This is a genomic window from Rhizorhabdus sp. P4_G6 (assembly GCF_056401045.1).
In genome coordinates this window covers 97686-111850 of sequence record NZ_JBFUKC010000011.1, presented here as the reverse complement: position 1 = coordinate 111850, position 14165 = coordinate 97686, and the positions used below count along the sequence as shown (strand labels likewise).

General features: G+C 64.3%; 14 protein-coding genes. 9 read left to right on the top strand and 5 right to left on the bottom strand.

Annotation, left to right across the window (positions count from 1 at the left end; all coding sequences use genetic code 11):
* Positions 1-57: 57 nt before the first annotated feature.
* A complete protein-coding gene (gene ctaD / locus AC1DPF_RS12915) occupies positions 58-1746 on the bottom strand; it encodes a cytochrome c oxidase subunit I (protein WP_477873180.1) in 1689 nt (562 codons plus the stop codon).
* A gap of 9 nt (positions 1747-1755) precedes the next feature.
* A complete protein-coding gene (gene coxB / locus AC1DPF_RS12910) occupies positions 1756-2769 on the bottom strand; it encodes a cytochrome c oxidase subunit II (RefSeq protein ID WP_477873182.1) in 1014 nt (337 codons plus the stop codon).
* Between the two features lie 193 nt (positions 2770-2962).
* Between coxB and pyrE the strand changes: the two genes are divergently transcribed.
* The 5 genes from pyrE to AC1DPF_RS12885 are packed head-to-tail and all read left to right on the top strand — an operon-like array spanning position 2963 to position 6665.
* Positions 2963-3553: an orotate phosphoribosyltransferase gene (pyrE, locus tag AC1DPF_RS12905; protein ID WP_477873184.1), complete on the top strand. Its 591-nt coding sequence runs from the start codon at positions 2963-2965 to the stop codon at positions 3551-3553.
* Positions 3550-4275, top strand: coding sequence for a pyridoxine 5'-phosphate synthase (locus AC1DPF_RS12900; RefSeq protein WP_477961733.1), 726 nt, complete (start codon positions 3550-3552; stop codon positions 4273-4275). Before pyrE ends, AC1DPF_RS12900 begins: the two co-directional genes overlap by 4 nt.
* 31 nt (positions 4276-4306) lie before the next feature.
* Positions 4307-4708, top strand: coding sequence for a holo-ACP synthase (gene acpS / locus AC1DPF_RS12895; protein ID WP_477961731.1), 402 nt, complete (start codon positions 4307-4309; stop codon positions 4706-4708).
* Positions 4709-4744: 36 nt separating this feature from the next.
* A complete protein-coding gene (gene lepB, locus AC1DPF_RS12890) occupies positions 4745-5620 on the top strand; it encodes a signal peptidase I (protein WP_477961776.1) in 876 nt (291 codons plus the stop codon).
* Positions 5621-5624: 4 nt separating this feature from the next.
* Positions 5625-6665, top strand: coding sequence for an AI-2E family transporter (locus AC1DPF_RS12885; protein ID WP_477873190.1), 1041 nt, complete (start codon positions 5625-5627; stop codon positions 6663-6665).
* Positions 6666-7000: 335 nt separating this feature from the next.
* On the opposite strand, the gene AC1DPF_RS12880 is transcribed toward AC1DPF_RS12885, so the two are convergent.
* Positions 7001-7567, bottom strand: a complete 567-nt coding sequence (locus tag AC1DPF_RS12880) for an FKBP-type peptidyl-prolyl cis-trans isomerase (protein WP_477872913.1) — start codon at positions 7565-7567, stop codon at positions 7001-7003.
* A 73-nt stretch (positions 7568-7640) separates the two neighbouring features.
* Positions 7641-7847 (bottom strand): 30S ribosomal protein S21, encoded by a 207-nt coding sequence (rpsU, locus tag AC1DPF_RS12875; RefSeq protein WP_029548939.1) that lies wholly within the window; start codon positions 7845-7847, stop codon positions 7641-7643.
* Between the two features lie 206 nt (positions 7848-8053).
* Here rpsU and AC1DPF_RS12870 point away from each other — a divergent pair, with 206 nt between their 5' ends.
* The 4 genes from AC1DPF_RS12870 to AC1DPF_RS12855 all read left to right on the top strand — a co-directional run bounded on the left by AC1DPF_RS12870 (position 8054) and on the right by AC1DPF_RS12855 (position 12206).
* A complete protein-coding gene (locus AC1DPF_RS12870) occupies positions 8054-8599 on the top strand; it encodes a (2Fe-2S)-binding protein (protein WP_477961730.1) in 546 nt (181 codons plus the stop codon).
* Positions 8600-8712: 113 nt separating this feature from the next.
* Positions 8713-9585: an RcnB family protein gene (locus AC1DPF_RS12865; protein ID WP_477872909.1), complete on the top strand. Its 873-nt coding sequence runs from the start codon at positions 8713-8715 to the stop codon at positions 9583-9585.
* A gap of 222 nt (positions 9586-9807) precedes the next feature.
* Positions 9808-10284 carry an RcnB family protein gene (locus AC1DPF_RS12860; protein WP_477872907.1) on the top strand — a complete coding sequence of 159 codons (477 nt, stop codon included), beginning with the start codon at positions 9808-9810 and terminating at the stop codon, positions 10282-10284.
* Between the two features lie 101 nt (positions 10285-10385).
* The gene (locus tag AC1DPF_RS12855; RefSeq protein ID WP_477961728.1) at positions 10386-12206 is read left to right on the top strand and encodes a DUF885 domain-containing protein; all 1821 of its coding nucleotides are present in this window, start codon (positions 10386-10388) and stop codon (positions 12204-12206) included.
* Positions 12207-12482: 276 nt separating this feature from the next.
* Here the strand turns inward: AC1DPF_RS12855 and AC1DPF_RS12850 are convergent, their stop codons facing one another.
* A complete protein-coding gene (locus tag AC1DPF_RS12850; protein WP_477961726.1) occupies positions 12483-14069 on the bottom strand; it encodes a lysine--tRNA ligase in 1587 nt (528 codons plus the stop codon).
* Positions 14070-14165 lie beyond the last annotated feature (96 nt).

The window sequence follows — 14165 nt, the reverse complement described above, 5'->3', positions numbered from 1 at the left end:
ACCGCCGCTTGAACGATCATGTCGAAGCGGCGGTCCATCTTTCAGTCAAACAGCCGATCAGTGGCGATGGTCGTCGCCGATGTGCGGCAGCTGTTCGAACTGGTGGTAGGGCGGCGGGCTCGACAGCGTCCATTCGAGCGTGGTGGCGCCTTCGCCCCAATAATTGCCTTCTGCCTTCTTGCCCGCGAACATCGACCAGAACACGTTGATGAAGAAGAAGATCATGCTGAAGGCCATGATCTCGTAGCCGTGGCTGGCGAGCGCGTTCCACTTGGCGAACGCATCCGGATAATCGGGGATGCGGCGCGGCATGCCGTCGAGACCCAGGAAGTGCATCGGGAAGAACAGGACGTTCACGCCGACGAAGAACAGCCAGAAGTGAACCTGGCCCAGGAACTCGTTGTACATGCGGCCCGACATCTTGCCGAACCAGTAGTAGAAGGCCGCGAACAGCGAGAACACCGCGCCGAGCGACAGCACATAGTGGAAGTGGGCGACGACATAATAGGTGTCGTGCATATAGTTATCGACGCCGCCGTTCGCGAGCACGACGCCGGTGACGCCGCCGACCGTGAACATGAAGATGAAGCCGATCGCCCACAGCATCGGGGTCTTGAAGCTGATCGATCCGCCCCACATCGTCGCGATCCACGAGAAGATCTTGATGCCGGTCGGCACCGCGATCACCATCGTCGCCGCGGTGAAGTACATCTTGGTGTCGACCGAGAGGCCAGTCGTGAACATGTGGTGCGCCCACACGACGAAGCCGACCACGCCGATCGCGACCATCGCATAGGCCATGCCGAGATAGCCGAACACCGGCTTCTTCGAGAAGGTCGAGACGATCTGGCTGATGATGCCGAAGCCCGGCAGGATCATGATGTACACTTCGGGGTGGCCGAAGAACCAGAAGAGGTGCTGGTAGAGCACCGGATCGCCGCCGCCCGACGCATCATAGAAGGTCGTGCCGAAGTTGCGGTCGGTCAGCAGCATGGTGATCGCCGCGGCCAGCACCGGCAGCGCCAGCAGCAGCAGGAAGGCGGTGACGAGGACCGACCATACGAACAGCGGCATCTTGTGGAGCGTCATGCCCGGTGCGCGCATGTTGAAGATGGTGGTGATGAAGTTGATCGCGCCGAGGATCGACGAGGCGCCCGCGAGGTGGAGCGACAGGATCGCCATGTCCACCGAGGGACCAGCCGACCCGCTGGTCGACAGCGGCGCATAGACCGTCCAGCCGGTGCCCGCGCCATGGCCGGTGCCGCCCGAGAAGAAGGACGAACCCAGCAGCAGCGTGAACGCCGGAACGAGCAGCCAGAAGCTGATATTGTTCATCCGCGGGAAGGCCATGTCGGGCGCGCCGATCATGATCGGCACGAACCAGTTGCCGAAGCCGCCGATGATCGCCGGCATGACCATGAAGAACACCATGATCAGGCCGTGCGCGGTGATCAGCACGTTCCACATGTGGAGCGCGGTATCCATGTCGGCAGCGCCGCCCATCAGATGGGTCCAGGTCTGCAGATACTGGATGCCGGGATGCGCGAGTTCTGCGCGCATCAGGCCCGAGATTCCGCCGCCGACGATGCCCGCGAAGATCGCGAAGATCAGGTAGAGCGTGCCGATGTCCTTGTGGTTCGTCGACATGAACCAGCGCTGGAAGAATGCCGGCTTGTGATCGGCGTCATGATGGGCGTGATCCTCATGCGCCTGGAAATGCGACGGAGATGCGGTGGTATCTGTCATCGGTCTGCCTTACTTCTGCGCGGTCGCAGGCTGGGACGTGGTTGGCGTTGCGGGCGCGGCGCCCGGCGCTGCGGCATCCGACGCCGGCGCGGCAGCAGGTGCCGCGGCTGCGGGCGCCGGAGCGGCTGCCGCTTCGCCGGGCATCTTGCCGCCTTTCGAATGGACCCATTCAGCGAACTTGTCCTTCGAGACGACCTCGACTGCGATCGGCATGAACCCGTGGCGAGCGCCGCACAGCTCCGAACACTGGCCATAATAGAGGCCTTCGCGATCAGCCTTGAACCAGGTTTCGTTCAGGCGGCCGGGAACCGCGTCCATCTTCGTCCAGAAAGCGGGGACCGCCCAGCTGTGGATCACGTCGTTGGAGGTGACGATCACTTTGACGACGGAATTCACCGGCACAACGACCCGCTCGTCGACCGCGAGCAGGCGGGGCTCGCCGCGCTTCTTGGCCTCCGCATCCGGCAGGATGTTCGAGACGAGCTCGAAATCGCCGTTGTCGGGATATTGATAGGTCCAGTACCACTGGTTGCCGATCACCTTGATCGTCAGGTCGGGCTTGGGCTGTGAATATTGATGCGCGAGCAGCCGAATCGAAGGCACCGCGATGACCAGCAGGATCAGCACTGGAACAAGCGTCCAGATGATCTCGATGAACGTGTTGTGCGAGGTCTTCGACGGGATCGGGTGCGCCTTGGCGCGATAGCGGAACGAAGCCCAGCCGAGCAGCAGCAGAACGAAGATCGAAATGATGGTGATCAGCGGCACTAGCAGCACATTATGGAACCACTGCGCGTCCTCGCCGATCTCGGTGACCTGCGGCTGGATCTTGTAGCCGCCGGGAATCGGCTGTCCGATATCGGCTTCGGGCGCACGGTGCACGAAGGCCGGCGCGGCGGGAGCCGTCGCCGCAGCGGGAGCGGCTGCGGCGGGCGCCGGAGCCGGTGCCGCTTCCTGAGCCTGGACCGCCAATGGTACGGCAGCCAGCGAGAGCGCCATCATTATTGTCTTGAACGTCTTCATCTTACCCCCGTGAAGCGCGTTGGAATCCGCGCCTGCCTGTTATCGGGCCCTACGAAATCGAGCGCCTTATAGGCGCGGCTTCGCTGTGCCTCAAGCACCGCTTCGCGCCGAATGCAAGCGGTTGAAGCGATTATCTCATACCTCTATCTGGACCTCATGCTGCAAAGCGGCAGCGGGAAGCGGGATTCAGATGATGACGGACGACGATGTGCTGGCGGAGTTCCGGGCGGCCGAGGCGCTGCTGGAGGGACACTTCATCCTGTCCTCGGGCCTGCGCAGCCCCCGCTATCTCCAGTGCGCACGGGTGCTGATGAATCCTGCGCGGGCGGCGCGGCTCGCCGAGGCGCTGGCCTTCAGGATTCCCGACAAGATCAAGATCCAGCTCGGCGCAGTCGTCTCCCCGGCGATGGGCGGCGTCATCGCCGGTCATGAGATGGGCCGCGCGCTTGGGCTCGACGCGATGTTCGTCGAGCGGCCCGAAGGGGTGTTCGGCCTGCGCCGTGGCTTCCGGCTCGAGCCCGGGCAGAAGGTGCTGCTGATGGAGGATGTGGTCACGACCGGCCTGTCGTCCCGCGAAGCGATCAAGGCGGTGGAGGAGGCTGGCGGCAAGGTGATCGCAGCCGCGTCGCTGGTCGACCGGTCGAACGGCACCGCCGACCTGGGCGTGCCCTTCTATCCGCTGATCCGACTGGACGTGCCGACATATGCCGCCGATGCGCTGCCGCCCGAGCTGGCGGCGATCCCCGCGATGAAGCCGGGCAGCCGCGCCACGGTGGCGGCGTGAACCGGCTCCGCCTCGGGGTCAACATCGACCATGTCGCAACGATCCGCAACGCGCGCGGCGGGCTCTATCCCGACCCCATTCGCGCCGCCCAGGTTGCGACCGAGGCCGGCGCCGACGGCATAACCGCGCACCTTCGCGAGGATCGCCGCCATATCATCGACGAGGATATCGGCCGGCTGATCGGCGCGATCCAGCTGCCGATCAACATGGAGATGGCGGCGACCGAGGAGATGGTGGCGCTCGCGCTGAAGCATCGCCCCCATGCCGCGTGCATCGTGCCGGAGCGGCGCGAGGAACTGACGACCGAGGGCGGGCTCAATGCAGCCGGTCAGCATAATCACCTGAAGCCGCTGATCGCGCGGCTCGGCGATGCCGGCATCCGCGTCAGCCTGTTCATCGAGCCCGACCCCCGCCAGATCGAGGCGGCGCTGTCGCTCGGGGCGCCGGTCGTCGAGTTCCACACCGGCCGCTACGCCCATGCCGAAGGCGAGGAGCGCAGCGCCCAGCTGGCCCGTATCGCCGACGCCGCTGCGCTAGCCGCCAAGAACGGCATCGAACCGCATGCGGGCCACGGCCTGACTTTCGACAATGTCGTGCCGGTGGCCGCCATCCCCCAGATTGCAGAGCTCAACATCGGCCATTTCCTGATTGGCGAGGCGATCTTCGAAGGGCTGGGCCCGGTCGTGAAGCGCATGCGCGCGCTGATGGACGAGGCGAGGTGAATCCCCTTTTCCGCTCGATGGGAGGGATAATATGATCATCGGGATCGGTTCCGACCTCTGTAATATCGAGCGAATCCAGAAGTCGCTCGATCGATTCGGCCAGCGCTTCATCGATCGGGTGTTCACCGAACGCGAATATGCGCGTGCCGAGCGGCGCCCGCTGACCCGTAGCGGCACCTATGCCAAGCGATTCGCAGCCAAGGAGGCTTTTTCGAAGGCTGTCGGTACCGGCTTCCAGGCTGGCGTGTTCATGAAGGATATCGGTGTCGCCAACCTGCCGAGCGGTGCCCCCACCCTGGTTTTGACCGGAGGGGCCAAGGCAAGGCTTGACGCGCTGACGCCGCCGGGCCACGCGGTGGACGTACATTTGACCATGACGGACGATCACCCCTGGGCGCAGGCGTTCGTTATCCTATATGCCCGTCCGCTCTGAGGAGAGGGTCGCGTGAGCGATCAGCCGAGTGATAAAATGGACAATGCGAGCGAGCTGTCCACCGCCCCGGTCGAAACGCCGGCCGCCCCGAAGAAACAGGGTACGGACTGGCTCGCCGAGGCGCGCGGTATCTTCTGGCTGATCCTGGCGGTGCTCGGCTTCCACAGCTTCGTGGCGAAGCCCTTCTACATCCCGTCCGAATCGATGATGCCGACACTGATCACCGGCGACCGGCTGGTGGTGACCAAATATCCCTATGGCTGGTCCTATGTGTCGCCCAGCTTCCATGTGCTGCCCTTTCTGCGCGGCCGGCTGTTCGGCCGCCTGCCCGAACGCGGTGACATCGTCATTCTCAAGCCGCCCCAGGCAGACACCGATTTCATCAAGCGCGTGATCGGCCTGCCCGGCGACCGGCTCGAAGTCCGCGGCGGGGTGGTCGTGCTCAACGGCGTGCCGGTCAAGCGCATGCCCGAGGCGCCGGCGATGATCGCGGTCGATGCCAATGTGCCCTGCGACCAATATGAGGTCGCCCGCTTCCGGATGACCGGGCCCGACGGCAAGCTCTATTGCGCGTTGCCGCGCTTCCGCGAAACGCTACCCAACGGCCGCAGCTACGATACGATCGATCTGGGCTATATGCCCGAGATCGACGATTATCCCGCGATCACCATCCCGGCAGACCATATTTTCGTGATGGGGGACAATCGCGACCAGTCGGCCGACAGCCGCGTGCCAGCCTATCGCAACGGGCTCGACGGCCCGGTGCCGTTCGAGAATATCGGCGGCCGCGCCGAGTTCATCACCTTCTCGCTCGACGGCACGACCAAGCTTTGGAACCCGCTGAGCTGGTTCTCGGCGCTGCGCGGTGGCCGCGCGGGCACCAGCCTCCATCCGCAGCGCGAGGAACGCTAAGCCCATGGCGGGCCGCAAGGTCGAGCAGCCCGGTCCATCAGACAGCCGCTCGGCAACGACCGTCCACGAGCTGCACAAGGCCGCGGTTTGGCTAGGTCTGGCCTGTGCGATCGCGCTGGTCGTACTGCTCGTCCAGCCCCTGCTGCTGGTGTTTGCGGCCGTGGTCTTCGCAACCATGCTCGATGGCGGCACCCGCCTGCTCGGCCGCGTCCTGCCGATTCCGCGCGGGTGGCGGCTGTTGATCACCTGCGTCGGCGTCGTCGCCTTCCTCGGTTGGACGATGTATTTCGCCGGCTCACAAATCGCCGGGCAGTTCGAAGCGCTGCGACTGGTCGTCGAGTCGCAGCTTACTCGCGTTCTGGAATGGGCGCAGGCCCGCGGCATGCTGCCCAAGACAGGTGGCGGCCAGGCTATCACCAGCGAGTTGATGGGGTCCTTCGACCGGCTGACCTCCTGGGTCGGCAGCGCGCTCGGCGCGGTCTCGAGCATGGCGATGATCCTGGTCCTCGGCGTGTTCATCGCCGCGGAACCCCGGCTGTACGAGCGAGGCTTCGCCTGGCTGCTACCGATCCACCGCCGCGCCGACTTCTACGCGACCTCCGAGCGGATGGGCTACACCCTGCGCCGGCTTATGTTCGGCCGGCTGATCGGCATGGGAGTGGAGGGTTTCGGCACCGGCATCGCGCTGTCGATCGCGGGCGTGCCGATGGCGGCGCTGCTCGGCCTGCTGACCGGCATCCTCGCCTTCCTGCCCAATATCGGTTCGATCATATCGGGGGTGCTGATCATCCTGGTCGGCTTTTCCGCCGGTGTCGACACCGGCATCTGGGCGATCATCATCTATGTCGCGGTCCAGATGATCGACGGCAACATCATCGTTCCGTGGGTCGCGCGCCGCTCGGTCGACCTGGCCCCGGCGCTCATCCTTGCCGCACAGCTGCTGTTCGGCACCTTGTTCGGCGTCGTCGGACTCGCCATGGCCGATCCGATCGTGGCGATGATCAAGGTTTTCCTGGAGGAGCGCGCCAAGCGCAGTGCGGAGTAGCGGGCGAGCCTGGACGGCGAGCGGCCGTCCCCGAAATCCTGCAAGCTCGCCCACCCCGCCATCATCCCCGAGCCTAGACTCGAGTTCATTCACATCCAACCGCAGCGTCATTCCAGCGAACGCTGGAATCTCCCTTATCTTCAGCAGGGTAGCAAGAAGTGAGATCCCAGCTTTCGCTGGGATGGCGATTCAAGGTGAGCAGTTTCGACTCCAGGGCCGTCACCCTCGCAGAAGCCGGGGCGATGGACGGGCCGTTTTATCCACCAGCCCAAAAAGAATGGGGCCGCATCGCTGCGACCCCATCCTCTCCTATCCTAGTCCTGGAACCTGGCGGACTACATCCCGCCATGGCCCGGCGGCATCCCGCCCATCCCCAGAGCCTGCGGCGGCATGATCGCGTTCAACGTCACGTCGAAGCTGACCAGCGCGTTGCCGGGAATCTTCGGCGGCGCACCCGTCTCGCCGAAGCCGAGTGCCGGAGGCATCCAGAAACGATATTTGGAACCGGTGTTCATCAGCTGCAGTCCCTCGGTCCAGCCCGGGATCATGCCCTGAAGCGGCAGCGGCTGCGGGCCACCATGGCGGGCGCTCGAGTCGAACACCTCGCCGTTGGCGAGCTTGCCCTCATAATCGACGAGCACGACGTCGCTCGGACCGGGCTTGGGACCGCTGCCTTCCTTGAGAATCTCGTACTGGAGGCCGGAGGGGAGCGTCACGACGCCGCTCTGCTTGCCGTTGTTCGCGAGAAATTCGTCGGGCGACGTTGCCATCGCGACCTGCTTGGCCGTGCCCTGATAGGCCGCGAAAATGGCGATCGCGATCACTGCCGCTACGCCGATCCATAGCTTGACGAGCGAACCCTTCGTGATCGGACGAAGGGGAACGGCGGTCACTTCCGACATAGGCGGCTCGCTCTCTCTAGCATTTATGAACTGCCGCCGCCCGGCGGGCCCGGGCGCCGGTTACGCCACTATCTTACCGGACGCCGTCGCGCTCCATGCGCTTGCGCTCGAGCTTGCGGGCGCGGCGGATGGCGGCGGCGCGTTCGCGCGCACGCTTTTCCGACGGCTTTTCATAATGGCGGCGCAGCTTCATCTCGCGATAGACACCCTCGCGCTGCAGCTTCTTCTTGAGTGCGCGCAGCGCCTGGTCGACATTGTTATCGCGAACGATGATCTGCATAAAAAACCCAATTCTCCAATCATTTGCGGAGCCAACCATCCACGCCGCCGATCCGACGGTGTCTCCAGCTTCAACGCAAAACAGCGTGTCGCCGCGAAAGTCCTTCCGCGCCGTGAAGCGCCGCCCCTACCAGTGGCCCTTTGATTCTTCAAGCCTCGCTGCGTTTTTTTGCGCTGTGCAGCCGCCAGCTTCCGCTATGACGGGGCATGACAAGATTCACCGTCAACGGCCAGCCGATCCACTATAAGATGGACCCTGCGACCCCGCTGCTCTGGGCGTTGCGCGATGCATCGAACCTGACCGGCACCAAATATGGCTGCGGCGCCGGGCTCTGCGGTGCCTGCACCGTGCATGTCGACGGGGCGGCGGTGCGCTCCTGTCAGGTGCCGATCGGCTCGATCGAAGGCAGCTTCGTCACGACCATCGAGGCGCTGTCGCTCGATCGCAGCCATGCCGTGCAACAGGCCTGGGTGGCGGAAAACCTGCCGCAATGCGGATATTGCCAGTCCGGCATGATCATGGCGGCAGCCGCGCTCCTGGAAAAGAACCATAGCCCGACCGACGCCGAGATCGACGGGGCGATGACGAATCTCTGCCGGTGCGGCACCTATCCGCGCATTCGCCGCGCCGTGCGGCGTGCTGGCCGCGTCCTTGCCGGCGGCGAGACGATAGCGGCGGCGCCGCCACCCGGCATCGATCCCGCCGACGCCGCGCGTGCCATACCGGCGCTTGCCGGAAAGGCTGGTGGCTGAGTTCCCGATTCTTTCTGCTTGCTGACGATCGGGTTCAGCCGGGACTCAGTCGACAAGGCGTAGCAACACGGAAAGAGGTCGGCATCTGGCCGCCCATGTGGAGAGTAGTTCCGATGCGTAACCTTTCGAGGACCATGATCGGCTTGTTGCTGGGCGCGGCGATGCTGACGCCGATTGCGGCACAGGCCCAGGAACGCGGCCGTGATCGCGGTGGCGAGCAGGGCGGTGGCTGGCAGCGCGGCGGCCGCGAGGGCGGCTGGCAACGCGGCGGCGGCGATCGGCCCGCGGCGGCACCGGCCGAGTCGCGCCGAGAAGTTTTCCAGCAGCGCTCCGAAGCGCGTGCCGTGGAGCGCCCAGCCGTCGAACGGCCCACCCTGTCGCCACGCGCGGCGGAGGCGCGGATCGACAACGTGGCGCGTGATCGCGCGGCCCGTGCGGATGGCGCGCGCGGATGGGAACAGCGCCGGGAGGCCATGGCCCGCAACAATGAGGTGGTACGAGGCAACGAGGTCGATCGTCGCAGTGTCGAACGCCGCGACTGGAACCGCGATGGCCGCCGCGGCGATCGTGATGGTGTCCGCACCGTCGATCGCGACCGCAACTGGGACCGGGACGGACGCTTCGACGGCAATCGCCGCTGGACGACCGACCGGCGGGACTGGAACGGCCGCAACGATCGCAGCTGGAACCGGGATTGGCGTAACGACCGCCGGTACGGCTGGCAGGATTACCGCAACCATAATCGCAACATCTACCGGCTGCCGCGCTATCAAGGCCATTATGGCTACAGCTATCGGCGCTGGTCGCCCGGCTATCGCTTCGATCCCTGGGTCTACAGCTCGAGCTACTGGATTGACGATCCCTTCTACTACCGCCTGCCCCCGGCTTATGGCGACTATCGTTGGGTCCGCTATTTCGACGATGTAGCGCTGGTCGATATCCGAACCGGCGAGATCGTGGACATCATCTACTCCTTCTTCTTCTAGAGGGTTCGGCAAGGAGAGTGGCCGAGGAGGCCCGGCGGCAGCGATGTCGCCGGGCCTTTCGGTTTGGACGAAGCCAGGGATTACGACACGGCCACCCCCATCCTTTCATTTCGCTAACAATCGCATTCCCGTCGGGTTCAGGCCGGCCATGCGACACCGGAACCGTCGCGGCACTGCCATGTTCGAACCGCGGCACAGTTTCGGAAGTGAAGGAGAGATCCGATGCGTAAACCGGTGATATTGGCCCTGATAGCAGCGGTCGCCATCCCGTCGATGGTTCAGGCCCAATCGATGGGCGAGGTCCGCCAAAGCCAGCGCGAGGTTCGTGAGCAGCGCCAGGATCTGCGCGATGCGCAGCGATACGGCGATCGACGCGATGTGCGCGAGGCGCGCGAGGACCTGCGAGATGCCCGCCGCGAAGCGCGCGAGGACTGGCGCGACTATCGTCGCACGCATCGCGAAGCCTATCGCCGGCCAGCCTATATAGGCCCCCGCGGCTATGTCTATCGCCCGGTCGCGGCCGGATATCGCTTCCAGCCGCATTATTATAGCGCCCGCTACGTGATTTCGGACCCGTGGCGTTATCGCCTGCCGCGCACGAGCGGCTATAATCGCTGGGTGCGCTACGGCAATGACGTGGTGCTGGTAAATGTTCGCACCGGTCGAGTCCTGGAAGTCCACAACGGCTTCTTCTGGTAAGAGCGGCACAGGCAGCCCGGGTGGAAACGCCCGGGCTTCTTGCATCAACTGTATTGGGAGAATAGTACAGGAACACCCCCGATTCAGGATGCTTTCTCCCCATGTCGATCAGATCGATTCTCATCGCCGCGACCGCCCTCGCTGCGATGTCCACGCCCGCCTTCGCCGCGCCTCCCGCGCCCTCCGCACAGCCGGTGATGCCGGCAGCATCCGCCGAGGACGCCGCCCTCCTCAAGCTATTCCACGACAGCGACGAGGGCTCGCTGAAGCGCAATCCGCTGAGCGCCATCTACCGCGGTGACATGCGCTATGCCGATCGCCTCGGCGACTTCGGCACCGATGCCTATTTCGAGGCCGAGCGCCTCGCCGGGGAAGCCGACCTCGCCGCGCTCAAGCGGATCGACCGCAAGCGTCTGACCGCTACCAACCAGATCGCCTATGACGTGTTCGAATGGCAGACCAGGCTCGGCCTCGAAGGGCTGTCGCCCGAACTGCTGGCCGTCACCGCAGTCCAGCCGGTCGACCATTTTTCCGGCTTCCACACCGCCTATCCGGGCTTCGCTTCGGGCGAAGGTGCCGCGCCGTTCAAGACGGTGGCGGACTATGAGAACAACCTGAAGCGGCACCGCGCCTATGTCGCCAAGATCGACCTGTGGATAGCGCGCTTCCGTGAAGGGATGAAATCGGGCGTCGTCGAACCGAAGCTGGTGGTCAGCAACATGATCGACCAGCTCGACCTGCAGATCGCGCAGGGGGTCGAAGGCTCGACCTTCTATGGGCCGGTCGCCAAATTTCCAGAGGCGATCCCGCCTGCCGACCAGGCACGATTGCGGGCCGAGACCACCGCCGTCATACGCGACGGCATCAGGCCCGCCTACATCCGCTTCCGCGATTTCCTGAAGAGCGAATATCTGCCGGTGGCGCGCGACAGCGTCGGGCTCTCGGGCATGAAGGGCGGCGACAAGCTCTATGCCTATCTGATCGAGGCCAATACGACGCTGCCGCTCAAGGCCGAGGACGTCCACCAGCTCGGACTCAAGGAGGTGGCGCGGATCACCGGCGAGATGGAGAGGATCAAGACGCAGGTCGGCTACAAGGGCAGCCTTGCCACATTCTTCATCTACCTCCGCGACGATCCCAAATTCCAGCCGGCCAGCGCGGCGTGGTTGCGCGACGAATATTTCCGGATCGGCAAGCGGGTCGACCAGCGCGTCCGCGAGCAGTTCTCGCTGATCCCCAAGACCCCGCTCGAGATCAAGGCGGTCGAGCCCTATCGTGAAAAGACCGAAGCCGGCGGAAGCTACCAGCAGGGCACGCCCGATGGGTCGCGGCCCGGTACCTTCTACTACAACACCTACGACCTGAAATCGCGCACCACGCCGGGCATGGAGACGCTCTACCTCCACGAAGCGGTGCCGGGGCATCACTTCCAGCTGAGCCTCGCGCAGGAGAATGAGGCGCTCCCGGCGTTCATGCGCTTCGGCGGCAACACCGCCTTCGTCGAAGGCTGGGCGCTCTATGCCGAGACGCTGTGGAAGGAGCTCGGCATGGAGACCGATCCCTATCAGCGGTTCGGCGGCCTGTCAGACGAGATGTTGCGGGCGATGCGGCTGGTGGTCGACACCGGCATCCACGCCAAGGGTTGGACGCGCGACCAGGCGATCGGCTATATGCTCAGTCACTCGAACATCGGTAAGAGCGACGCGACCGCCGAGGTCGAGCGCTACATCGCCATCCCCGGCCAGGCGCTCGCCTACAAGATCGGCGCGCTGACGATCCTCAAGGAGAAAGCGCTGGCGCAGAAGGCGCTCGGCGCCAAGTTCGATCCGCACGCCTTCCATGCCCAGGTGCTCGACAGCGGCGCGCTGCCCATGACCGTGTTCGAGGCGAAGATCGACGCCTGGATCGAGACCACTCGGTAGCCGCCTCCGCAGGAGGCTGTTATCCTCCTTCGTCATCCTGAACTTGTTTCAGGATCTACTCCTCCACTTGGGAGCATTCTCCTGTGGAAGAGTGGATGCTGAAATCAGTTCAGCATGACGGAACGGGAGGTTTTGTGTCCATCCTCCGTGGCCGCGCCGCATGATACGCAACGGCGCGACCGACATGCGCGTTGCCACGCCATGCCAGTCCGAAAGGGGATGGACCGGATGCGAAACGCTTAGGAAGTGCTAAGGGTTTCAACCTATACCAAAAATCTAGGCGAGGGCTTCGGCGATCAGCTTGCGGCTGTTGGCGATGCCGTACAGCGCTATGAAACTGCCCATGCGCGGCCCCTGCTCGGCGCCCAGCAAGGTTTCGTAGAGCGCCTTGAACCAGTCGCGCAACGAGGCGAAGCCATAGGTCTCGTCCTTGCCGATCGCATAGACCTCGTTCTGGATATCCTCGGCGGATGCGGCGGCCGGCATCTCGGCGAGCTTCGCATCGAGCGCGCGCAGCGCCGCCGCTTCGTTGTCCGCAGGCTTGCGGCGCTTCAGCGTCGGCGCGACGAAATCACGATGATAGGCGAGCGCATGGCCGATCAGCCGGTCGAGTTCCGGATATCGAGCCGAATCCGCATCGGGGACATAGTTGGCCAGATAGCCCCAGACCTGCTCCTTCGACGCATCGCCCATCACCCCGACCAGGTTGAGCAGCAACCCGAAGGTCACCGGCAGTTCACCCTCGGGTAATTGGCCATGATGGATGTGGTGGACCGGATTGCCGAGCTTCTGTTCGATCGGCTGGGCGGGATAATTGCCGCGGAACTGCCAATATTCGTCCACTGCGCGCGGGATCACCCCCATGTGGAGCTGCTTGGCCTTCTTGGGCTCGCGATAGGCGTAGAAGGCGAGGCTCTCCTGCGGGCCATAGGTCAGCCATTGGTCGAGGCTCAGGCCGTTGCCCTTCGACTTCGAGATCTTCTCGCCCTTCTCGTCGAGGAACATTTCATAGTTGAAGCCCTCGGGCGGCCGCGCGCCGAGCACGCGCGCGATCTTCGACGACTGGGTCACCGAATCGATCAGGTCCTTGCCCGACATCTCATAGTCGACGCCCAATGCGACCCAGCGCATCGCCCAGTCCACCTTCCACTGGAGCTTCGCCTTGCCGCCCAGGATCGACTGGGTGATGGTTTCACCCTCGTCCAGGAAGCGGATCAGCCCGGCCTCGGCGTCGACCACCTCGACCGGCACCTGCAGGACAATGCCGGTCCTCGGGCTGATCGGCAGCACCGGCGAATAGGTCGCCTGCCGCTCCTTGCGCAGGGTCGGCAACATCACGCCCATGATCGCGTCATAATGGCGCAGGATGCCCTTCAGCGCCTCGTCGAACGCGCCGCCCTCATAGGCTTCGGTCGAGGAGCGAAAGTCATATTCGAACCCGAACTGGTCGAGAAACTGCCGCAGCATCGCATTGTTGTGATGCGCGAAACTCTCATATTTCCCGAACGGATCGGGGATCTTGGTCAGCGGTTTGCCGAGATATTCGGTCAGCATCGCCTGGTTCGGGACATTGTCGGGCACCTTGCGCAGGCCGTCCATATCGTCGCTGAACGCGATCAGCCGGGTCGGTATGTCCGACAGCTCCTCATAGGCGTGGCGCACCATGGTGGTGCGCAGCACCTCGTTGAAGGTGCCGATATGCGGCAGGCCCGACGGGCCATAGCCGGTCTCGAACAGCACATGACCCTTGTCCGGCGCGCCCTTATCGTAGCGCTTGAGCAGCTTGCGCGCCTCTTCATAGGGCCAGGCCTTGGATACGAGCGCGGCTTCGCGCAGCTGGGCGGGAGTGATGCTGTCTGACATGATCGCGCGTCTGTAGCGGGATGGGCCGGCAAAAAACAACCATCATGCCAGCGGGAGGCCAGCTCCGGGACTTGCCGCCTTCGCGTGAAGGCCGAC